Genomic DNA, 21614 nt, shown 5'->3' with positions numbered 1-21614 from the left:
GTATACCACAATAACTTAAATGTTGCTTAATTTTACAGTTCTACGTCTTCTGCATTTTTACGGAGCATTAGCAGTCCGTCACTAAGTGGCAAAAGGCTTGCTGTCAGATTTGGATTATCAAGCGTTGCGTCAAAAAGTCGTTGAAGACCACGGTAAATCGTGCGCTGTCCGCGACGCACTTCTTCGATTGATTTGACAATATCGCCACCTTGGAAAACATCGTCAAAAATCACAACGCCTCCAACTTTCAAGTGTTTCAAAACTTCTGGCAAAAAGACGATGTATTTTGATTTTGCAGAATCCATGAAGACAAAGTCATACTCACCTTCAAGGGTTGAAAGAGTATCAACGGCATCGCCTTCAACCAATGTGATTTGCTTGCGAGTGTCGTATTTTGCAAAGTTTTCCTTGGCAAAAGCAATCATTTCTGGATTACGATCGAGTGTTGTAATCTTAGCTTCGGGTGCATTTTCTGCCATCAAAAGCGCTGAAAAACCAATCGCTGTCCCAATTTCCAAGATATTCTTAGGTTGCAAAGTTTGCAACAAGAAACGGAAATAAGCCACTACTTCGTGCTGGATAATCGGGATATTTTCTTGATGTGCAAAAGCTTCTAATTCCGCTAAAAAGCCATCATTTTGCTTTTGACGTGTTCGCATATAACGCACGACACCCTCTTTGACAACAGGACGTCGCATATTGTGATTTGCTGTTTTTGAATATGATTTAACCATAACTCTTATTATATAGCAAAATAAAGCTGATGTGAATAGCTAGTTTTTTATGCTTTTAAAAGTGCCATAATCTCAGACAAATCAGCGATTTTTTGATTGATTTTTGAGTTTGGTTGACCCAGATTGATTGACTTGACGCCTGCATTTTCAGCTGCTTCAACATCAATACGACGGTCACCAACATAATAAGTCTCAGCTTTATCAAGATGGTATTTTTCAAGCAGGTAGTTAATAGCTTCTGGCTCAGGTTTACGTGCAAAGCCATTGGCTGATGTCACTACTTCTGTGAAATACTGACGCACCCCAAGTCTCTCTAAAACATCATTAGCCGTAATACCCTTATGAGTGTATACAAAATGGCTAACGCCAGCTTGCTTAGTTTGCTTTAAAACCTCTGCCATGTGTGGCATTGGGTTAATCATGTGGTCACGCGCTTCTTGCTCTTTTTTAAAGAAAGTAGACAGCTCAGCAAAATCCAAATCTTCCTCTTTGGCTACCTTGTAAAGCAAAGCCTTGACCGATTCTTTGATGATAAACGACATAACCCATTCTTCGTTAAAGTCTAGGTCATAATGTGCATAGGTGACTTTCAAAGCTTCACCGATTGCCTCATACGAGTCCACCAAAGTTCCATCAAAATCCCAAATCAAAGTTGTCAATCTATTTCTCCAATCTAATCCAATAACGTGCTAAACGATGCCCGTCTTCTAAATCAATGCTATTTTCTAAAACCCCGCCAGCCTTTTCAATAATGTGACGACTGGCAATATTATCTTCACGCGCTGTGATTAAAACGGGACTAATCCCACGTTTACCATATTCTTCAAGGGCGAAGTTAAGAAGTTTTGTCATAATGCCTTGTCGTCTAAATTCTGGTGAGGTTTGGTAGCCGATATGTCCACCAACAGTCGATAGATTTCCTTTTTCAAGTTGCCAACGACAAGCAATCCGCGCAGCAATGCTTCCATCTACAAACGCATAATAAGTGGTCACCGTCGAATAATCTGGATGAGCTGCTTTTCTTTCTTGAGCTCTGCTATTTTCAACAAACGCCTTAAAGTCAGTGACTTCACGCGTCGTCTCAGGAGCGACAAAAGGATTATCATCATTTTTAAAAGACGCTAGAAAAGAGCGGTAAGCTTCTTCATCACAAAAGTTAATTGGTCGAATTTCCATGCCAGCACCTCCAAATTTTTTCCATTATAGCATAAAAGAGACTGGAATCATCCAGTCTCAAAAACTATTTTAAAGGTGTGCCCCTTTTTCAACCAAGGCTTCTAGTTCATCTAGACGATCTTCAAAAATCTTGAAGGCAGCATCCAAATAATCACTGCTTGTCATATCAACACCAGCTTTTTCAATAACATTAAGTGGGTAATCAGAATTACCAGCCTTGAGGTAATCAAGGTAACGGTCAATATCAGCTTGTGTACCGTGAACCACTTTATCAGCTAGGTAGCTTGCTGCAGCAAAACCTGTTGCGTATTGATAGACGTAATAATTGTAGTAGAAATGCGGAATACGTGCCCATTCGTATTGAATTTCTGGATTGTCTTCCTTGCTAAGACCATAATATTTTTCATTTAGGTCTGCATAAAGATTGTTAAGGTATTCGCTTGTCAATACTTCACCAGCTTGGTCTGCTTTGTGAATCATATCTTCAAACTCTGCGAATTGTGCTTGACGGAAGATTGTTCCTTTGAAGCCATCCAAGAAATGATTCAAAATCGCAAAACGAGCTTTATCATCGTCAACTTCTTTCAAAAGTGTTTCCGTTAAAATATTTTCATTGGTTGTTGAAGCAATTTCGGCTAAGAAAATGCTGTAATCACCGTAAACATATGGTTGATTTTCACGTGTGAAAGTTGAATGAAGGCTGTGTCCAGTTTCGTGTACCAAGGTAAACAAATTATCAAGTGTATCTTGCCAGTTCAAAAGCATAAAGGCATTGGTATCGTAAGCCCCACCAGAATAAGCTCCTGAGCGTTTTCCTTTATTGACATGAACATCAATCCAACGTTCTGTGAAAGCACGATGAACACGCTCAGAATAATCTTTACCAAAGACAGCCAAGACCTCTCCTGCTTTTTTCAAAGCTTCTTCATAAGTGAAGCTCATATCCATTTCAGACAATGGTGTGTGAATATCATACATTTTCAAATCATCTAATTTAAGAACTTTTTTACGAAGTTCCACATAACGATGAAGCAATGGCAAGTGTGCATTTACGCGGTCAATCAATGTATCATAAACTGCTTCTGGAATGAAGTTAGCAGAAAGTGCTGCCTCACGTGCTGACTTGAAGTGGTGAACACGCGCATCGTAATTATGAACCTTAACATTTGTCTGCAATGTCTTAGCGTAAGTGTGTTGGAATTGTTCGTAAGTGGCATACATCGCTTCATAAGCTGCTTTTCGGACGTCGCGATTTTTTGATTCCAAAAGACTAATGAAATTACCATGTGTTAATTGCACTTCATTGCCTTCATCATCTAAAACCACTGGGAAAACAATATCAGCATTATCTAGAATTTCAAAAGTTTCACCAGCAGCACCAAAGATTTCATGTGCACCAGCTAAGAGCTCTTCTTCTTTTTGTGACAAGACGTGTGCTTGGCGTTTGAAAAGTTGTTCAAAGAAATGCGCATAAGCTGACAACGCTGGCGTTTCAGCAACAAATGCCGCAAAGCCTTCAGCTGATAATTGCATCAATTCTGGTTCATAAAAGGCAAATACTTCGCTGTATTTAGCATAAAGCGCTGTGGCTTTGGCTTGGTATTCTTGGTATTTTGCCACTGTCGTATCTTGGTCGTTTTTCATTGATGCATAAACGTAAACTTTTTCCAATCGGCGTGACAAATCAAGATAATGCTCCGTAATAGCTAGCAAATCCTTACTTGATTGTGTCAAATGACCTTTGTATTTTTTAGCATCTTCTAAATCAGCATCTAACTTAGCTAATTCAGCCTCCCAAGCGTCATCAGTCGCAAAAACAGTGCTTAAATCCCATTTGTATTTATCATCGATATGACTACGATTATCTGACATTATGTTCTCCTTTTCTTGGCATTATTAACCATTCTACCATAATAAGCTGGTGGGTAAAGTTTTTGAACACCTTTTTCACTTTGATTTTGATAATAACGCCTAAAGGTCTCATAAAAGGTTGATAAATCTTGTGAAATTTGACAAAAACCATCCTTAACTTCTGGTGGCCTAACTTGCGGAAAATAAGTCGACAAAGGAAGGGTGAGAAGATTTTTCCCTTGGATATAAGCTTTTTCCTGACGCTTTAACCAAGAAGTATTTCGAGAAGATAATTGTCTTTGAATATAGCTTAATAGATTTGGATCTTGCTTAACGTCGTAAGTTGAGAGTTTTTGTTTTTGAAAAGGAAGCCTGAAAAATGCCATCAAGTTTCCTGAGAACGAGCAGCTTTTCGTCAAATAATGCACTTTACCATGCCAATCTTCATAAATCAAATAATGTAGTCGAACAAGATTTTTCTTGACATCTAGCTCCCACAGATGAAATCCCATGTTCTGTGAAAAGTATAAAAACTGTCGATGTAGCGGCGTTAAACGCTCGCCAAGCCACAGTTTTTCTCCCAAAAGCCATAAAACATTAAAATCCGCCTTGTGATAAGAAGCCGTACGTTCTCTGAGACGCTTTTCTGATAATCTGGAGCACTGAACTTCCAGAGCAAGGGTATCATTGACCAAAATATCTGCAACCTGATGCAGCTCTGGCAAAACAGCCTCAACGACCACTTTTTCACTTTGCGAAAGCGACTGATAAAGTCCTGCTTTTAACTGCAAATGTTCATCACTTTCATTTTCACTATAAAAGTCACAATTTTCCAGTGACACATGCGCAAAATGCGGACGCATAATCTGACCATGCCTCAGTCGAACTGGTGAATGACAAGCTGGACAAGTAAAAGCTTGCTTTTCAGGAATCTCATCTAACAAGAAGACCAAACGACCATTTTCATCAAGAGCAGACAGCATATTAAACCTCCTACTTCTTTATTCGAAAAAAATCCTGAAAAAACACCGGATTAATCCAAATAATTTTTCAAGATTTCTTTTTCTTTCGTATTCAATTCTCGGTATTGTCCCTTTGGCAAGTCACCAAGTTCAAAGTCACCAAAAGTCATTCGTTTGAGGTAAATGACCTTGACCCCATAAGCCAAAAACATTTTCTTAACTTGATGAAATTTTCCTTCTGCAATCGAGATATAAGCGGAGCTTTTTTCAGAATTTGTCTCGATAATCTCAAGATTAGCAGGTTTACAAACCGTTCCGTCATCAAAGGTCACTCCATTTTCAAAAAAGGCTGGCGCATCAGCTGCTAACAAACCATTAACCTCAACATAGTAAGTCTTTGTAACGTGATATTTTGGATGCAACATGCGAAAACCCAAAGGACCATTATTGGTAATCAAAAGTAGACCTTCCGTGTCGCGGTCTAAACGCCCAACTGGATAGAGTCTTGGCACTCGGTCTGCTTCAGCAATCAAATCAATGACCGTCTGATGTTCCTTATCAGAAACCGCAGAAACCACACCAGCTGGTTTATTTAAAATGAAATATTTTTCTGTAGATAGTGTAACCTGTTTTCCCGAAACAGTTATCTCTTGCAGACTTGGCTCAACATTCAAATTGTCTGCCTCAGCTAGCCTGCCATCCACATAAACTTGACGACTTCTGATGAGCTTTTTGACTTGATTTCGAGAGCCAAATCCCGCTTGTCCTAACAATTTATCTAAACGCATGCTCCTATTTTACCATGTTCTGAAGCAATTTTTTAGTCTAATTCACTCGCTGCAGCCTCATCAACAATCACCACAAGATTTGGGTGATTTTGAAGAACGCTTGCTGGCAAATCTTCGCTGATTGGGCCATTAATCATTTGATTGATAGCGTCAGCTTTATCCTTGCCATAAGCCATTAAAACAACCATTTTTGATTGCATGATTGAGTGAATTCCCATTGAAATAGCTTGTTTTGGCACTTCTTCCATGCTGTCAAAGAAACGACTATTTGCCTCAATCGTATCTTCAGCCAAATCGACGATATGAGTCGTCATATCAAATGGTGTGCCAGGTTCATTGAAACCAATATGACCATTTCGTCCAATTCCTAAAATTTGAAAATCAATTGGGTGCTCAGCTATCACTTGATTGTAACGGCGAGCTTCTGCTTGTAAGTCAGTCGCCAATCCATTTGGTAAAAAACTTTTTTTGAAAGGTTTATATTGGAAAAGATTTTCCTTCATAAAATGATGATAACTTTGTGCGTTATCTGCTGCTAAGCCGACATATTCATCAAGATTAATGCTTGTCATTTCTGAAAAATCAAGGTCACTATTTGCAATTTCTTTATAGAAACTAAGAGGTGTGCTACCTGTTGCCAATCCTAATGTTTTAGCACCATTTTCCAAAGTTCCTTTTAACAAAGCAAATGCTGCTTTACCACCTTCAATTTGATCATTAACACGAATTACTCTCATCTTATTTCCCCATTCTCGTTTTTTGGTATATACCATTCATCTAAAATTATTATATGGTATATACCAATTGTTGTCAAGGAAAATGTTTTAAAAATAAAAAAAGAGTTTGAAACTTAAATTCCAAACCCTTTTTACAGTTAAAAATCCATAAGGTAGCCTAATTGCTCAGCTTTATAAATAGCTTCTTGCTTATTGTTCACTGACAATTTTTCATAGATATGACTCAAATGGTTAAATACTGTTCTACGACTTATGTAAAGCTTCTCCTCAATTTCTTTTATAGTATGTCCTTTTCGACTTAAATCTAAAATGACAACCTCTTGCTTGGTTAATTCTTCTAGATACTCTTTACATTGGTAAGACTCAAAATATTTCCTTCCAGAATAAATTATTTTCAAAACCCTCAAAAGTTTATCTGGCTCAATATTTTTGTCAATAAATCCATAGGTACCAATTTTTTTAGCTCGTTCCTCATAAACTGATTTTACATAACCTGTTAACATAGCAATCTTCATTTCAGGATTTTTCTGAATTAATTTTTCAGCTAAATCCAAGCCATTTTCCTTAGAAATATTTGTTAAATTAATATCAAGTAAAACAATATCATAATAGGCTGAATTAATGTCAAGATTATCAAAATTTGTCGTTAAAGTATCCAAAACATCAATTTCATCAAATTGTTCACACATCAATTGAATACTCTTTGCAAAAAGCTTATGATCATCAATCAATAAAATTTTCATAACATAATTTCCAATCTACTGGTAATAAAATTTTTACTACAAAGATGTTGTCACTAATCTGAACACTAATATTTCCTCCAAAAGCTGATAAGGTTTCCTCAATTGATTTAAACCCTCGTCCAAAAGTTATTGATTCTCTATGACCTAAACATTCATTCCATTGCTTAATTACTATCGTATCTGATTGAATATCTAAAGATAAATCAATACTGTCATTTGTTGCATATTTAATTGCGTTATTAGTCAATTCTTTTAAAAATCGATATACCATAACATCATATGGAGGAAGCAAATACAAGTCATCAGAGCAATTAAAAATGATTTGTCTACTGCTCTTACGTTTTTGCACTAACTCAGCTAAAAGCATCTGATAATTATCCTTTAAATTTTTCTCTGGCAACAATATAGGATGATAGGAATCAATTTCATTTCGAATACTAACAACTAAATCATTTAATTCCTCAACAACATATTGACTAGCAAGCTTCTGATTTTCCAAGGCTAGTAAATTTTTAACGGCTATAATATTTTGCAAAATATCATCATGAAGGTAATTCGAAAAATCCTGTCGAACACTTTCTTCTGTTTTCATAAAACGTGACAAACGTTGTCCATCGATTAGCATTACCCGCTCATTCATTTTAGATATATAATAAATCGACCATGATAGCACCATCAAAATGAATAATACATTGATACTTGTAACAACAAAAAATAAGAGAAAATCTGTGATAAAAAAGCGAATAACTATTATCCATACAATTATAAAAAATATCAGTGATACTTCAACTCTTGGTCGATAATCACCCCAGCATCGCTTTATTTCCAAGCGAAGTTTATCATGAATCGTTCTAAAATAATAAATTACTCCCAATATAGAAGGAAATAAATACCAACCTAAATTAGTATAAATTGGACTAACACCATGTACATCTCCGTAAAACTCAGTACTTAATATGAACAGTAGAAGAATTGCAAAATAGAGGCATGATTTTTTTACTGGACTAATAACCTGCTTAAAATGTGAACGATAAACTACCAATAATAACAATGGGTAGAAATGTAATAAAACAAATATAAAGAAATATAACAAATTAAACAGAGAGGGATTAATAAAATAACATAATATAGTTACTAAAATACCACTAATAAGTACTGTATCAAATTTTCTTTTAAAATCTTTTTGATTATATAGTATCAAGTTAATAATTTCTACAGTATATCCATACATCAGCAACGGCTGAAAAAGAATTCCTACTATATTGAAAACATCATGATTTGATATTGTAAAATAGTATTGCCATATAGTCAAAGAAATAATAAAAATAATCTTTTTAAAAATACTATCTTTATCTTGACGTAAAACTGAAGCTAACCATACAAAAATACCATCAAGTAAAATCGTAATAATAGCAAATTTTTCAGAAAAGATTAATCCATCAATTTTTTCGTCATAAAACAACAATAACAAAGTGATTAATTGTTGAAAAAGTACAACAAAGACCCATAAGTATTTTTTACTCCCATTTTTAATCAGTTGTTCCATATCTCATTCCCACTAAAATATAATTTTCTTCATTGTATCATATTTTAAACTCTAACTATAGAACGTGCTGAACGATTTGTCAAAAAGAAAACAATGAAATAAAGTAATAAAAATACTAATAAACAAGTCCCTATTGAAGCAAAAATAATTTGATTTGCTACTAGACTGTCTGTAAATAAATATTTGTAAAAAATAAGTAATAGTCCTCCGTTAAGAATACCTACTAAAACAGGCACAACAAACAATACTCCAATTTCACATTTAAGAATTTTGTCAATCATCTGTCCATTATATCCTAATTTACTTAGATAAGAATATTCATCTTTATTTTCCATAATCTCAACCAAACTTGTAAAATACAAAATACTTCCTGTACAAATAACAAACAGTATTGATAAAAATGAAATAAAGATATAAGTTGAAATATTTCCCGTTTTAACTAGATATTCACGCTCATAGCTACTCTTAACATCATCTAGATTCTTAAATTTTTCATAAAAAGTTTTACTATGACGAATATCATTCCCATTAAAAGTCCTAATGATCATTTCCTTACTTGGATAACTTTCTCTCAAATTATCATAAAATTTATCACTCACAACCAGAGTAGTCACACTAGTTGCAAAACTAAAAATATTATCAGTTGTTACTTTTTTTACAGTTACTTCACTACCATTTTCAAATTTAAATGTTTTTCCTAAACTTTTTTTAGTAGGATAATAGTTAATTAACAGAGGAGCTGATGTATCAGCCAATACTTTTTTTCCTTGAACTTTAGCAAGATGCTCATAATCACTATATTTTACCAAGTCAAAATATGGTATTGTTTGTCCACTATCTGTAATAGTTATTTCAGGATTGCTATTAAGTCTTAAAAGGTGAATATCTAATTGACTTACTTGATACTTACTAAGAATTTTATCAATGTTAACCGATTCATTTTCATCCTGTAAATTATATTCAATAACTGATGGGTTTAAACGGCTAATACCATTCACACTATAAGTAATAAGCATTACCATCATACCACTAATAACAATCGTCAATGTTAAAAGCCCACTTAAAATGATTAATAATTTACTTTTTGTTGCAATTCTAAAACTAAGTTTAGGATATACAACATTAGCTACCGGTTGATAGAGTTTTTTTCGATTTTTCTTTAAAAGGGATAATATAAAAACTAGACCATAACGAATTGTAAAAATACTTCCTAGTGAAATAAGAATAATCACTAAAAATGAAATTGGCATAATCCCTATTTTCAACCAGATACGCTGTGTCACACTAAACATGCTTGTTAAACACAAACAATATGCAGCTCCTAAAGCCATAATTGCTAAAATTGAACGAATCCTTTTCACCTTAATTTGTTTTTCAGCTTTTTTAGAATAATTAACAAACTCAATCAAAGATTGACCTTTGATAATACTAATGTTAATCAAAAAATTAATAACAAAAATGATTAATACAATTCCAAAAGATTTTACAATCATCTCTGATGATATAAACCACTGATTTGATATTTCAATTCCTAAAACATTAATAATAAGAGATACTACCACTGAGTACAAAGTTGGCCCAACAATAAGACTAATAAGATAACTCACCGATAAAATAACAAGATTCTCCATAGTTAGTAGAGTAACTAACTTTTGTTTAGAAAATCCTAAAATTGCCATAGCTCCTAATTCATGACTTCTTCTTTTGATGAAAAAATTATTGAAATACATCAAAAAAATAGTTAAAAAAACAATCAAAAAAACAAGTGAAATATTCGCTATCGCTGAAGCCTGCCCGCTCTCTGCTATTTTTGCCAGAGTCATCTTATCAGAAGTAAACGTTAAAAATGCTGTAAATACACTTAAAAGTCCAATGGTAGCTAAAAAATAGACTCGATAAAGTGAAAAATTTTTTATAATATTTGCTTTTGTTATTGTCCAAATCATATTATTCACCTACTTTTGATAATGCTTGGCTAATTTCATCATGATATGAAGAACCACATTCTGATTTTATGATTTCTTTATCAAATTGACCATCTTTTAAAACAACCACTCGGTTAGCATAAGAAGCTGATAAAACATCATGAGTAACCATTAAGATAGTGACATTAAATACTCGATTAATTTTACTCAATAACTTCATTGTATCTTCTGATGATTTTAAATCTAATGCTCCTGTCGGCTCATCAGCAAAGACGATATCCGGATTTTTTATAACTGCTCTAATAATACTTGCTCTCTGTTTCTGTCCCCCTGACAATTGATATGGATATTTTTCTAACTGGTCATATAAGTTTAACTCCATTGCATAGTCATCAATTCTACTGTCTATTTTTGCCCTATCAACATTTTGAAGAGATAAAGCAACTGCGATATTTTCTCTAATAGTTAAACTATCTAATAACATGTAATCTTGAAAAACAAACCCAACATTATTTTTTCTAAATTCAGTTGCCTCATTATCATTAAGGTGACTAATATTTTTACCACCACAAAAAATATCACCACTATCAATACTATCAATAGTTGAAGCAGCATTTAAAAATGTTGTTTTACCGCTTCCACTTCTCCCCATAATGGCTACAAAATCACCTTTTTCAACTGCTAAATTAATATGATCTAGCGCATAGCGAGATTGACCAGTATATTTTTTACAAACATTTTTTAGTTCTAATTGTACCATGTTTATTCACTCCTTTTTGGTATTTATTCATGTATGAATCGTACATTTGTCTATATGACATATTTTTGTTGTACAAATTATTATGATTTCCACAATCAACAATTTTTCCTGAATCCATCATAATAATCTTGTCAGCTTTTTTCTATCGTATTAAGTCTGTGTGTTACTAGAATTCTTGTACATTTTAAAGACTCCACACTTTCCTGAACAATTCTTTCAGTCTTCACATCTAATGCTGAGGTGGGTTCATCTAAGACAAGTATTTTAGGTTTTGTGATTATTTCTCTTGTTTACTTTCTAATAATTTAAAGAACTCTCCTAATTCAAATACAAGAATTATCAGTAGAACCAATCCAATTTGAATTGATTTAGATGAAACGTAGAATAGACTTAAAATCATCAAAGCAACATCCAACCAGATAGAAATTGTCTTTTCCGAAATCAATTCCTTTATTATTAAAATACTATTGTATCTATGGATAACATCACTCTTATCTAATTTAAAAACTTTTTCCAATGGAAGCCTTAATAATTTTTCTACAAAGATAATCGATACATCATTGTGTATATTTGTTTTCAAAAATGCTAAAAATACATTTTTTATAAAAAGAACAAGACTTTGAAATGAAACAACTCCTACAACTAACATTAACAGTTTATTATAAGAAATATTCTGTAGAATTTCCAAATTATGATCAACTATTTTTCTTACACCAAAAGGAATTGAAATTGTTATGGCTTGAAATAATAATGTAAAAATGATTATCACTATTATTGATTTTTTATATTTCTTAACCATCTGTTTTAGACTATTGATTACTAAAACTTTTGAAATACTCCTATTACTATCTTCCTTTAGCGCAGGATTGTAGAAAAAAATTGTATAGTATTTTGGAGACATATTTTTAAATTCTTCTTCTCTAAAAATAATAAAGATTAATCCTTACACTTTTTAGTTTACATTATCTAAATTACTTTTTAATGAGTAAATAGTGCAATATAAAAAATCCACCCATCTAAGATGAGTGGAAACTCCTTATCTTGTTCCTGCAAGCTGCCCTAAAAAGTCACCAACATAATAAGCAAACAGCGCAGCAATTAAGCCAATCAGTAGCGTTCTAAAAATTTCTTTGAATTTGCTTTTTTTGGTTATCAAAGCTTTGACAAAGCCTAAAAGGGTTAAGGCAAGTGATACCAAAATACAAGCCATCATGAAAGTGTGAACTCTAAAAATGCTAAAAACATTAATCAAAAGGTAAGACAAAAGAGGAATCAAGCCAAAAAAGATGAATGAAAGGAAAGTTGCGCCAGCATTCTTAACTGCCTTACCTTTGACGACTGATTCTTCAGTCGTTGAGCTCAAATAATCTCCGACTGCCATTGAAAAGCCATCAGCCAGAAGATTTGAAAAGCCAAGAATGACAATCGGTGTGATTCCTAGGTTACCACCGACTGCTCCTGCAACAACCGCAAATGTCGTCACAATCCCGTCCATGCCACCATAGACGATTGATTTTGCGTAATCTCCAATTTTTTCTTTCATCTATTTTCATCACTTTCCATTATTTTTAAGCGTTTTCTTTATTGTTTTCATTATACCATCTCTTTAGAATTGTTACAATTAAAACAAGAGCAGATGACGGAAAATGCTTATCGTGTTATAATGATTAGTTGAGAATATAATATTAAGGAAACATGTTAGATTATGCATACCGACGATTTTGATTTTAATTTACCAGAGGAGTTAATTGCCCAAACGCCTCTTGAAAAACGAGATAGTTCTAAACTTTTAGTCATTGACCACAATACTCACGAAATGGTTGATGCACACTTTGACCACATTCTTGATGAGCTAAATCCTGGTGACGCTCTTGTCATGAACAACACACGCGTTCTCCCAGCTCGTCTATACGGTGAAAAACCAGACACACACGGTCATGTTGAATTGCTTCTTTTGAAAAATACTGAAGGCGACCAATGGGAAGTTCTTGCAAAGCCAGCTAAACGCTTGCGCGTGGGAGCAAAAGTATCATTTGGTGATGGTCGTTTGACTGCCACAGTTGTGGAAGAATTGGATCACGGTGGACGTATCGTTGAATTCGACTACGATGGTATCTTCCTTGAAGTTTTGGAAAGCCTTGGTGAAATGCCATTGCCACCATACATTCACGAGAAATTGGATGACCCAGACCGTTACCAAACCGTTTACGCCAAAGAAAATGGTTCTGCTGCCGCTCCAACTGCTGGGCTTCACTTCACCAAAGAATTGCTTGAAAAAATCGAAGCAAAAGGCGTGAAACTTGTCTACGTGACACTTCACGTTGGACTTGGAACATTCCGTCCAGTTTCTGTTGACAATGTCGAAGAACACGAAATGCACTCTGAATTCTACCGCTTATCTGAAGAAGCTGCCCAAACCCTTCGCGACGTAAAAGCTGCTGGTGGACGCGTTGTTGCAGTTGGAACAACTTCGATTCGTACCCTTGAAACCATCGGTTCAAAATTCAATGGCGAAATCAAAGCTGATAGCGGTTGGACAAATATCTTCATCAAACCAGGTTATGAGTTCAAAGTGGTTGATGCCTTTTCAACAAACTTCCACTTGCCAAAATCAACACTTGTGATGTTGGTTTCAGCTTTTGCCGGACGTGAATTTGTCTTAGAAGCTTACCAACACGCTATCGATGAACGCTACCGCTTCTTTAGCTTTGGCGATGCCATGTTCGTCAAATAACAAAATTACTTAAAAAGAACTTCGAAAAAATTCGAAGTTCTTTTTTCATTATTAATCAGCCATGTTTGTGTAAACATCTTGAACGTCATCGTCATCTTCAAGTTTATCGACCAATGTTTCCAAAATGTCTGCTTGTTCTTGATCAAGGCTAACGTAGTTTTGTGGAATCATGCTGAGTTGAGCTTGCGCAAATTCAAGATTTTGTGCTTGCAAAGCTTCCTTAACAGCTGGAAACTCTTTTGGTTCGGTAAAGATTTCAAAAGCGTCATCTGATGTTTTCAAATCTTCTGCTCCAGCATCCAAAATCATCTCAAGCATGCTATCTTCATCCAAGTCTAGATTTTCACGGTCAATGACAATGTAACCTTTGCGGTCGAACATATAAGCTACAGAACCTGTTGAGCCCATGTTACCGCCATTACGTGTGAAAATAGTGTGCATGTTCGCATCTGTACGTTTTTTATTGTCAGTTAAGGTATGAACGAGGATAGCTACCCCACCAGGTCCATAACCTTCATAAGTGATTTCATCGTAATTTGTTGTATCACCAACATCTGTTGCTTTCTTAATCGCACGATTGATGTTATCTTTTGGCATATTAGCCGCACGCGCTTTATCCAAAACCATACGAAGGCTGGCGTTCATTGATGGGTCACCACCACCAGCTTTAGCAGCTACAAAAATTTCACGTGACAATTTGTTGAAAATCGCACCACGTTTAGCATCTGCTTCACCTTTTTTATTTTTAATTTTGCTCCATTTATTATGTCCTGACATGCAAAATTCCTCCCTATTCCTTGCTATTATATCATATTTAGACGTAAAAAGAGGATAGACAAATGTCTATCCTCTAGATTAGAGAGTGCTATGTTAAATTATTAGTCAGCAAGTGCTGCTTGGTATAATTCAGCAACTTTTGCCCAATTGATAATATCAAAGAATGCTTTGATGTAATCTGGTCGAACATTACGATATTTGAGATAGTAGGCATGTTCCCAGACATCAAGAGCAAGAATTGGTTTCTTACCTTCTGAGATTGGGTTGTCTTGGTTAGCTGTTGAGGTTACTTCAAGTTTGCCATCTTTGTTAACGACAAGCCATGCCCAACCTGAACCAAAACGTGTTGTTGCAGCTTTTGTAAAGACAGCTTTAAACTCATCAAATGAACCAAAAGCTTCTTCAATCGCAACCAAAACATCTGCTGTCGGTTCTTGTTTTTCAGGAGAAAGGAATTCCCAGAAAAGTGAGTGGTTGAGAGCACCACCACCGTTGTTAATCACCGCTTGGCGAATATCTGCTGGAATCTTGTCTACATCTGATAAGATAGCTTCCAAATCATCTCCAAGTTCTGGGTGTTTTTCAAGAGCCGCATTGGCGTTTGCTACATAAGTGGCATGATGTTTATCATGGTGCAATGTCATTGTTTCTGCATCGATGTATGGTTCAAGCGCATCGTATGCATATGGTAATTCGGGTAAAATAATAGCCATGCTAGTTACCTTCTTTCTTTTCGTTAATTCTTATCATCATTTTATAAGAATTCATCCTAGCTAGCAAATTATTTGACCGCTTTTTTAAGCTTGCTTAATGATGCTCATGAGCAATTTTTAAAATAGCAACATCAAAGAGATAATCTTTGTCATAAGTTCCTGTCTTAATGGCGTAATCTGTCTCAATCAAGACAGCAATAGCTTTTTTCAAGAAAGTCATTGACAATGTACGTGAATCGCGCACAGCAAATTTGACTTGATAAGGATTGACACGGCGTCCCAGATAATCAGACAAGGTTGCTACCATCTGCTGCTCTGTTTTTCCTTGACTGGCTAAAATGCTGACTTGCAAAAACATGCGAAATTGCCCTAGCATAATGGCAATCAACTTGATTTCGTCTTCACCTTGCAGGCGCAAATCACGAATCAAGTCACGCGCCTCATCAATTTTGCCATTCAAGACAAATTGCGTCAAATCAAAAATATTATCCTGAAGTGTTTTCGGAATAGCTTGATTTATATCTTCTGAAGTGATATGACCATCTTTTTTATAAGATTTCAAAAAGGCAATATTTTTCAAAATCTCGCTGAAATCATAATTTGATTTCAAAAGCAAAGCCTCGAAAACGCCAGAATCAAAAACTAAGTTCTCTTTGTGAGCTAATTTTTGGAAATAAGTCTTTAGCTCTGCTTCTTTTAATTCTCTCGCTTCAAAAATCTGCGCATCACGTTTAAGAATTTTCACCAAGCGACGTTTGCCATCTAATTTTCCTGGGGCAAAAATAATCAAGCGCGTCGTGTCCAATGGATTTTCCAAATAAGCCTCAAAACGTTTGAGCGCCTTATCATCCAAATAAGACTTCTTAGCTGTCGTGATGTCAAGCAGATTATCAAAAATAACCACCTTTTGGTCCGCAAAAAATGGCAAACTTTCAAGGTCCATCTCCGCATCCTGATAATCCACCTCAGCCATATCAAAATAAGAATAAGTCAAATCATCCTTATCATAGCCAACGCGCTCCATCATGCGCTCTTTTAGCTGAGAATATTGTCCCAAATCCTCACCCGTCACCACCGTAATCAGGCTGAGATTTTCTTTTCGTAATTTATCAATTTCTTCGATTGCAATCATAAAGATATTATAACAAAAAACCATGAGAAAAACTCATGGTTCATGCGAAAGTTAACTATGGAATTTTTTATAAGCAAACTGCTTTAATGTTTCATCAAAAAGACAAATTCTACTTCTATCGCTATCCAATCCCTGCTTTTTCAAGCTATCTTGAATAATCTTACCGTAGTTCTTGCTAATGCGACAATGTTCAGGTAAAGCCATTAATTCCTTTAAAGCTATAAGTTTCTCCTCACTAAAAGCTTCTAGCTCAATAAAAGCCCCAACATGACTAGGAAAAAGATCAAAACAAACAGCCGTATTTCCTTTTTTGTACTCATGACGTTTCTTCTGAGAAAACATGCGACAACGTGTGAACCCCAAATCGTACAATTGATTTATCAGATAAATACAATTTTCGGATACGTTTTTTCCTTCTAGAACAATCCGAGGAAGTACTACACCCAATTCCTTTTGTAATAAACATTGAATATCAGAAAAAGCAAGACTATCATCAGAATCACTAGAATACTCTAATTCTACATATTCTTGGCAATGATTATTTTGACGTTTGAGTTTAATCGTCAACAAGTATCTCCCAACACTTATTATGCGATAGCGAATGACTATTCCTTTAGATTTGCTTTCAAAATTAGGTAAATCAACCGTAATATCTGTTTCAAGACATTCACCCACAGAGACAAAGCCCGCCTTTTTCACTTTCTCTTCATAAATACTCAAAACTTCTTCAGATAGCTGATATTTCAATTCCAATTCATTTTTAGCGTTACTCAAACTCTTCACCTTCAGTCATATAGTCCTTTTTCAACACTTTTTTCGATTAATTCCTTTGTTAATTGCCACAAAATTTCTGAATCTTCTTTAATGAAAGCTTTCTTAGCCAAAACTCTATCAGCCGTTAATTTATCGGGATTATAACCTTCTTCTGAAACAACCAAATGATTAATCAGCGGTACCAAAGCATCAATAATTCTAGCATATCTTGATTCTGGACTATTTCCTTTTTCAAATTCAAGCCACAATTCTGTAAATTTCTCGCCTTGAATGATTGGTAAGACTGCTAAACTTTTCTGTAACGATAAGTATTCCTTATCATGTGATACGGCTTTGCCTGTGGTATCATACACCCAAGTATCACCTGCGTAAATTTCTCCCAAATCATGGATTAAAAGCATTAAAGTCACTTTTCCTATGTCCAATTTTTCAGGAAAATAATCTTGAAAAAAGTTTGCTACTAATGCAACCTGCCAAGAATGTTCCGCACTATTTTCAAATCGCCCATCCAATGTCCTATTAAAACGCGTCACAGTTTTTAATTTCTCGATTTCTTTAACAAAATCAACTTTGCTCTCTATTGCTTCCATTCTCGCCCTCCTTTTTATAACATAGTATATACTTATGCTAATCTAATTGCAAAGCAAAAACAGCAGTCAATCGACTACTGTTATTATGCTTTCAATTTTAACTCTAAAGCTTCGGTTAACACTTGTGAGAAATTAAGATGTTTTTCTTCGGCTAATGTGTTTAAATACTCTGGAATGGTGACATTTTTGCGGACTTTCTTAGAATGATATTTTTTCATATAAGCAAGCATATCAATGGGAATCAGAGCAATATCACCGTCTGGATAACTTTTTTTCAATTCAGAAATAGCTGTTGGCTTAGGATAATCGGTATAATCTTCAAGCACCATTCCTAGTACCTCTTGAGCCATTTCATAGGCTTCTGCCCAATCCTTTCCTTGAGTAATCGCTTCTGGAATATCTGGAAATGTAATAGTGATATTATCTTCATTTGTTGTAAAAATAGCTGGATAAATTTGCATCGTACTCTTCCTTTCGCCTTAGGATAATAGACTAAACGTTTATTTTAATCCTGCTTGTTTCAAAATAGCTTCTTCTGTTCCTTTAGCAAGTTCTTTACTATGCATAGGAACGGTCGTCACCTTTCCTGTTTCAAAATTTTTCATTAAAAGATGACTACCTCGCTGACGAACTTTAATAAATCCACTTTGTTTGAGAAGTTTTACCATTTGTTTTGGTGTTTTTGGCATAACTTACCTTTCTTAATTATACACATTTTATACATATTGTTCAACTATTTCATTATTCCCCCTACCTCACCGTTTCAATTTTCCAGTGGTTTAATCCTCTAAAGCGGATAGCGCCTTGTTCGTCTGTGCGGTAAATGGTCATGTTTTGAGCTCGGAAGCGTTCAAGCGTTTCTTGGTGAGGGTGTTTATAGCGGTTATTTTGCCCTGCGGAGATTAATCCTATTTGCGGGGAAATGTGAGCGAGAAATTCTGGGCTCGATGACCCTTTTGAGCCATGGTGCCCTGCTTTTAAGACATCAACTGGCAGATTGGGGTAAGTTGCTATCATCTGTTCTTCGCCTTCTTCCTCCAAGTCTCCTGTAAATAAGAAATTCTTACCCAGAAGATTGCCATAAAGGACCACAGAATCATTATTTCCGCCGTCACCAACGGCATTTGGATAGAGCACCTGCAAGTGACTTCCCATAATCGGCAAGCTATCTCCTGCAGAAACTGCACGAACTGGCGTCTTCATTTGTCGAAGTTTAGCCACAAAATCTGGCTTTGTGAGGCTCCCTGGGCTCACCAGAACTTGACCAATTTTCAGCTCTTTGGCAACGTCCAGCATATCACCCATGTGGTCAGTATCCGTATGCGTCAGAACCAGCTGGTCAATTTTACCAATTCCTCGGCTTTTCAGATAAGGAATCAATGTCCGCTCGGCATTGCTATCAGACAAGCGCTCCTGCCACGTCTTTTTCTGGCTAAAACTCACTTTTCCGCCCACATCAATTAGCAGCGTCCGCCCTTTCACATCTCGCACCAAAATACTATCTCCCTGACCAATGTCAACCACCGTCACTTCATTTTCCAGCGGATGCTTGATTTGGAAAAATAGCAAAGCTACTAAGCTAAAAAGGAAAAATGCCACTTTTTTGTGTCGATAACAGTCATAGAGGAGCCCTATTGTTAAAAGTAATAGCAACAAAATTCCTAGACTTGGTCTGCCAAAAACGAGCGGTGTACCAATCAGCGACTTGCTAAATTTGATGATAGTTTCTAGAAAAACAAAAAATGGATTTAAAACTGTAACTTTAACCAGAGGTGATAATAGAAAAACAAAGGTCAAAACAGGCAAGATAAGCACATCAAAAGCCAGTGAAAAAATGGCTGTTAAAAGAAGCGACAAGGGTTGAAATACTGAGAAGAAATATATCAAAACCGGTAAACTTCCCAGTGAAATCGCCAAACATTCTGTAAGGATTTTTCGATAATGACTAAGCTCATCAAAATCAATAAAACTTAGGATAAAAGCGTAGGTAAACGAAAGAATTCCTCCCGTCGTCAGCAGGAAATTTGGCATCAAAATAAAAAGGGTCATTAAAGTAAAGGCAAGATTATCTAATTTTTTAATGCCAAGATTTGCAAAAGCAGACTGAATCAAACTTCGAATCACCGAGACAGAAAATCCTGTCAAGCCAGCATACACCAAAGAAAAAGGAATCTGAAGTATGCCCACCAAATCACGCCTTAGCCCACATCGCAAAAAGATAAAACGAAAAAGTCCGACAAAAAAGCCAACTTGCATGCCAGACAGAGCAAAAAGATGAATAATCCCTAAGCTAGTGTAAACATCACTCATCTCATCAAAAGACTTATCCAAATATCCAAACAAAAGGCCGGTCATGTAATGTCGCATGGGAGCAGGAAAATTCCTTTGAATACTGACAATCGCCTTTCTCCTCAGTTCATGTAGCCGCTCAAAAAAACTTAAAGAGCTCTGCTGCCTCATCTCAGTAATCGAAGAAAGATTAGCAATCCGATAAATCCCTTCATGTTTAAGATAAGTACGGTAATCAAATCCACCAAAATTTCGCTGTGGCGTCGCCTCTTCTAAGTCCATCTGCCCTGATAAAAGCACTGTTTGATTAAGATTTTTAAAAAATTCCTGCTCTTTTTCTGACTTCAAGGTATAAAAAACTTGGTAAGTCTGCCCAGCTTCCTTACCTCGAAAGGATAACAAGTCACCATTAACCGAAATCGTATCTGGAATTATCTGGATTTTTGATAGCTGAGCTGGTGCCGCTTGATAAGCCTGTTCTGTCTGATTAGCCTTAGTCAGGAAAAATATCGCAAAGAAAGCCAAGCACAGTGAAATCTGGCACCAAACTTTCCACCCGTAATATCGCCATAAAAATAGCAAGGCTAACAAGAGTAAAAATAGGCATAACAGAACTTTTTCAAAACAAAAATAATAAAGTAAAATGAGCAAAAAAGCCAATTGAATTGGCTTAATGGGAAAATGCTTAATCAACAGTCACCTCTGCTTTTAATTTTTCCAAAGTCTTCTCACCAATGCCAGAAACATTTTTCAAGTCATCAACGGATGAGAACCCACCATTAGCATCACGATAATCAATGATATCTTGCGCACGTTTAGCCCCAATCCCAGAAATAGTTTGGAGTTCTTCCATAGTTGCGGTGTTAAGATTGATTTGCGCTGAATCGTCACCTTGTACCCCGCTAGCTGTCGTTGTTTTAGCTTGAGATGGTGTACTTGCTGGTGTGACTTCTTCACCAATTTTTGCCACATAGACAACCGCTTCGTCAGCTAATTTTTCGGCTAAATTGACTGACTTCTTGTCAGCATCATCTGTAAATCCGCCGGCTTTTTTGACCAAATCCGTGACACGGCTGCCATTTGACAATTCATAAACACCTTCATTTTTAACGGCACCCTTGATATCAACAAAAATCTTGCCAGAATCATCTTGAGAATGTGATGTCATAGTCTTTGTCTTTGATGGTTCAAGACTTGAACTTGCTGAGATACTACTAGAAAGCGCAGGTAAATCACTTTGTAGCTGCGCTTGTGGTCTAGTCATACTAGACCAAACAAAGAATGCCACAAGCATAACAAGCACCGTTCCTAAAACCGCCGCTACCGTCTTATGTTCCAAAAGTCTTTCTTTCATCTCTTCAATCATCCTATTACCTCACCTTT

Annotated in this window: 23 protein-coding genes and 1 pseudogene; 1 reads left to right on the top strand and 23 read right to left on the bottom strand. The window is 35.6% G+C overall.

Translation table 11 applies throughout. The features are described from left to right. Positions 1-32: 32 nt before the first annotated feature. The 14 genes and pseudogenes from BLR83_RS00680 to BLR83_RS00615 form a co-directional block, all read right to left on the bottom strand. A complete protein-coding gene (locus tag BLR83_RS00680) occupies positions 33-734 on the bottom strand; it encodes an O-methyltransferase (protein ID WP_074559592.1) in 702 nt (233 codons plus the stop codon). Positions 735-781: 47 nt separating this feature from the next. Further along, positions 782-1393, bottom strand: coding sequence for an HAD-IA family hydrolase (locus BLR83_RS00675; RefSeq protein WP_074559590.1), 612 nt, complete (start codon positions 1391-1393; stop codon positions 782-784). Between the two features lies 1 nt (position 1394). Beyond that, entirely contained in the window at positions 1395-1910 is a 516-nt protein-coding gene (locus BLR83_RS00670; protein ID WP_074559589.1) for a GNAT family N-acetyltransferase, read from the bottom strand. A 69-nt stretch (positions 1911-1979) separates the two neighbouring features. Beyond that, the gene (pepF, locus tag BLR83_RS00665; RefSeq protein ID WP_074559587.1) at positions 1980-3782 is read right to left on the bottom strand and encodes an oligoendopeptidase F; all 1803 of its coding nucleotides are present in this window, start codon (positions 3780-3782) and stop codon (positions 1980-1982) included. Continuing rightward, the gene (locus BLR83_RS00660; protein WP_074559585.1) at positions 3782-4744 is read right to left on the bottom strand and encodes a competence protein CoiA; all 963 of its coding nucleotides are present in this window, start codon (positions 4742-4744) and stop codon (positions 3782-3784) included. The genes pepF and BLR83_RS00660 overlap by 1 nt, the downstream gene beginning before the upstream one ends. Positions 4745-4794: 50 nt before the next feature. Then, positions 4795-5511: a pseudouridine synthase gene (locus tag BLR83_RS00655; RefSeq protein WP_074559583.1), complete on the bottom strand. Its 717-nt coding sequence runs from the start codon at positions 5509-5511 to the stop codon at positions 4795-4797. A gap of 32 nt (positions 5512-5543) precedes the next feature. Next, positions 5544-6248: a glucosamine-6-phosphate deaminase gene (gene nagB / locus BLR83_RS00650; RefSeq protein ID WP_074559581.1), complete on the bottom strand. Its 705-nt coding sequence runs from the start codon at positions 6246-6248 to the stop codon at positions 5544-5546. Between the two features lie 137 nt (positions 6249-6385). After that, positions 6386-6991, bottom strand: coding sequence for a response regulator transcription factor (locus BLR83_RS00645; RefSeq protein ID WP_074559579.1), 606 nt, complete (start codon positions 6989-6991; stop codon positions 6386-6388). After that, positions 6972-8537, bottom strand: coding sequence for a sensor histidine kinase (locus BLR83_RS00640; RefSeq protein WP_074559576.1), 1566 nt, complete (start codon positions 8535-8537; stop codon positions 6972-6974). Before BLR83_RS00640 ends, BLR83_RS00645 begins: the two co-directional genes overlap by 20 nt. A gap of 44 nt (positions 8538-8581) precedes the next feature. Continuing rightward, the gene (locus tag BLR83_RS00635; protein WP_074481920.1) at positions 8582-10483 is read right to left on the bottom strand and encodes an FtsX-like permease family protein; all 1902 of its coding nucleotides are present in this window, start codon (positions 10481-10483) and stop codon (positions 8582-8584) included. Position 10484: 1 nt separating this feature from the next. Then, entirely contained in the window at positions 10485-11222 is a 738-nt protein-coding gene (locus BLR83_RS00630; protein WP_027967951.1) for an ABC transporter ATP-binding protein, read from the bottom strand. Beyond that, positions 11191-11509 (bottom strand): annotated as a pseudogene (locus BLR83_RS09995) (hypothetical protein); the annotation flags it as partial. The pseudogene BLR83_RS09995 and the gene BLR83_RS00630, both read right to left, overlap by 32 nt. Further along, on the bottom strand, positions 11500-12021 hold the full coding sequence (locus tag BLR83_RS00620; RefSeq protein ID WP_327084551.1) for an ABC transporter transmembrane domain-containing protein: 522 nt from the start codon (positions 12019-12021) through the stop codon (positions 11500-11502). The pseudogene BLR83_RS09995 and the gene BLR83_RS00620, both read right to left, overlap by 10 nt. Before the next feature lie 237 nt (positions 12022-12258). Continuing rightward, positions 12259-12765 (bottom strand): VIT1/CCC1 transporter family protein, encoded by a 507-nt coding sequence (locus BLR83_RS00615; RefSeq protein ID WP_074559572.1) that lies wholly within the window; start codon positions 12763-12765, stop codon positions 12259-12261. A gap of 162 nt (positions 12766-12927) precedes the next feature. On the opposite strand from BLR83_RS00615, the gene queA reads away from it, so the two are divergent. Continuing rightward, entirely contained in the window at positions 12928-13956 is a 1029-nt protein-coding gene (gene queA, locus BLR83_RS00610; RefSeq protein WP_039697214.1) for a tRNA preQ1(34) S-adenosylmethionine ribosyltransferase-isomerase QueA, read from the top strand. Positions 13957-14007: 51 nt separating this feature from the next. On the opposite strand, the gene BLR83_RS00605 is transcribed toward queA, so the two are convergent. From BLR83_RS00605 to BLR83_RS00565, 9 genes are all read right to left on the bottom strand, one after another. After that, complete coding sequence (locus BLR83_RS00605) at positions 14008-14733, bottom strand: YebC/PmpR family DNA-binding transcriptional regulator (protein ID WP_074559570.1); 726 nt, start codon at positions 14731-14733, stop codon at positions 14008-14010. Between the two features lie 101 nt (positions 14734-14834). After that, positions 14835-15446, bottom strand: a complete 612-nt coding sequence (gene sodA, locus BLR83_RS00600) for a superoxide dismutase SodA (RefSeq protein WP_074559568.1) — start codon at positions 15444-15446, stop codon at positions 14835-14837. 94 nt (positions 15447-15540) lie between these two features. Then, a complete protein-coding gene (gene holA / locus BLR83_RS00595; protein ID WP_074561076.1) occupies positions 15541-16578 on the bottom strand; it encodes a DNA polymerase III subunit delta in 1038 nt (345 codons plus the stop codon). Between the two features lie 51 nt (positions 16579-16629). Further along, positions 16630-17352: a CYTH domain-containing protein gene (locus tag BLR83_RS00590; protein ID WP_234793067.1), complete on the bottom strand. Its 723-nt coding sequence runs from the start codon at positions 17350-17352 to the stop codon at positions 16630-16632. Positions 17353-17363: 11 nt separating this feature from the next. Next, positions 17364-17942: an HD domain-containing protein gene (locus BLR83_RS00585; protein ID WP_074559566.1), complete on the bottom strand. Its 579-nt coding sequence runs from the start codon at positions 17940-17942 to the stop codon at positions 17364-17366. 83 nt (positions 17943-18025) lie between these two features. Further along, complete coding sequence (locus BLR83_RS00580; RefSeq protein WP_074559564.1) at positions 18026-18403, bottom strand: type II toxin-antitoxin system HicB family antitoxin; 378 nt, start codon at positions 18401-18403, stop codon at positions 18026-18028. A gap of 39 nt (positions 18404-18442) precedes the next feature. After that, on the bottom strand, positions 18443-18631 hold the full coding sequence (locus BLR83_RS00575) for a type II toxin-antitoxin system HicA family toxin (protein ID WP_074559562.1): 189 nt from the start codon (positions 18629-18631) through the stop codon (positions 18443-18445). A 61-nt stretch (positions 18632-18692) separates the two neighbouring features. Continuing rightward, entirely contained in the window at positions 18693-20927 is a 2235-nt protein-coding gene (locus tag BLR83_RS00570) for a DNA internalization-related competence protein ComEC/Rec2 (protein ID WP_074559560.1), read from the bottom strand. Continuing rightward, entirely contained in the window at positions 20917-21597 is a 681-nt protein-coding gene (locus BLR83_RS00565; protein WP_074559558.1) for a helix-hairpin-helix domain-containing protein, read from the bottom strand. The genes BLR83_RS00570 and BLR83_RS00565 overlap by 11 nt, the downstream gene beginning before the upstream one ends. Between the last annotated feature and the right edge of the window lie 17 nt (positions 21598-21614).

The organism is Streptococcus equinus, assembly GCF_900101445.1.
Lineage (GTDB): Bacteria > Bacillota > Bacilli > Lactobacillales > Streptococcaceae > Streptococcus > Streptococcus equinus_B.
The sequence above is the reverse complement of the archived record's forward strand: the minus strand, read 5'-3'. Positions and strand labels throughout refer to the sequence as shown.

Coding starts and splice junctions, on each gene's coding strand:
- BLR83_RS00680 (WP_074559592.1), bottom strand. CDS start 734: ATGGTTAAATCATATTCAAAAACAGCAAATCACAATATGCGACGTCCT.
- BLR83_RS00670 (WP_074559589.1), bottom strand. CDS start 1,910: ATGGAAATTCGACCAATTAACTTTTGTGATGAAGAAGCTTACCGCTCT.
- pepF (WP_074559587.1), bottom strand. CDS start 3,782: ATGTCAGATAATCGTAGTCATATCGATGATAAATACAAATGGGATTTA.
- BLR83_RS00660 (WP_074559585.1), bottom strand. CDS start 4,744: ATGCTGTCTGCTCTTGATGAAAATGGTCGTTTGGTCTTCTTGTTAGAT.
- BLR83_RS00655 (WP_074559583.1), bottom strand. CDS start 5,511: ATGCGTTTAGATAAATTGTTAGGACAAGCGGGATTTGGCTCTCGAAAT.
- nagB (WP_074559581.1), bottom strand. CDS start 6,248: ATGAGAGTAATTCGTGTTAATGATCAAATTGAAGGTGGTAAAGCAGCA.
- BLR83_RS00645 (WP_074559579.1), bottom strand. CDS start 6,991: ATGAAAATTTTATTGATTGATGATCATAAGCTTTTTGCAAAGAGTATT.
- BLR83_RS00640 (WP_074559576.1), bottom strand. CDS start 8,537: ATGGAACAACTGATTAAAAATGGGAGTAAAAAATACTTATGGGTCTTT.
- BLR83_RS00635 (WP_074481920.1), bottom strand. CDS start 10,483: ATGATTTGGACAATAACAAAAGCAAATATTATAAAAAATTTTTCACTT.
- BLR83_RS00630 (WP_027967951.1), bottom strand. CDS start 11,222: ATGGTACAATTAGAACTAAAAAATGTTTGTAAAAAATATACTGGTCAA.
- BLR83_RS00620 (WP_327084551.1), bottom strand. CDS start 12,021: ATGGTTAAGAAATATAAAAAATCAATAATAGTGATAATCATTTTTACA.
- BLR83_RS00615 (WP_074559572.1), bottom strand. CDS start 12,765: ATGAAAGAAAAAATTGGAGATTACGCAAAATCAATCGTCTATGGTGGC.
- queA (WP_039697214.1), top strand. CDS start 12,928: ATGCATACCGACGATTTTGATTTTAATTTACCAGAGGAGTTAATTGCC.
- BLR83_RS00605 (WP_074559570.1), bottom strand. CDS start 14,733: ATGTCAGGACATAATAAATGGAGCAAAATTAAAAATAAAAAAGGTGAA.
- sodA (WP_074559568.1), bottom strand. CDS start 15,446: ATGGCTATTATTTTACCCGAATTACCATATGCATACGATGCGCTTGAA.
- holA (WP_074561076.1), bottom strand. CDS start 16,578: ATGATTGCAATCGAAGAAATTGATAAATTACGAAAAGAAAATCTCAGC.
- BLR83_RS00585 (WP_074559566.1), bottom strand. CDS start 17,942: ATGGAAGCAATAGAGAGCAAAGTTGATTTTGTTAAAGAAATCGAGAAA.
- BLR83_RS00580 (WP_074559564.1), bottom strand. CDS start 18,403: ATGCAAATTTATCCAGCTATTTTTACAACAAATGAAGATAATATCACT.
- BLR83_RS00575 (WP_074559562.1), bottom strand. CDS start 18,631: ATGCCAAAAACACCAAAACAAATGGTAAAACTTCTCAAACAAAGTGGA.
- BLR83_RS00565 (WP_074559558.1), bottom strand. CDS start 21,597: ATGATTGAAGAGATGAAAGAAAGACTTTTGGAACATAAGACGGTAGCG.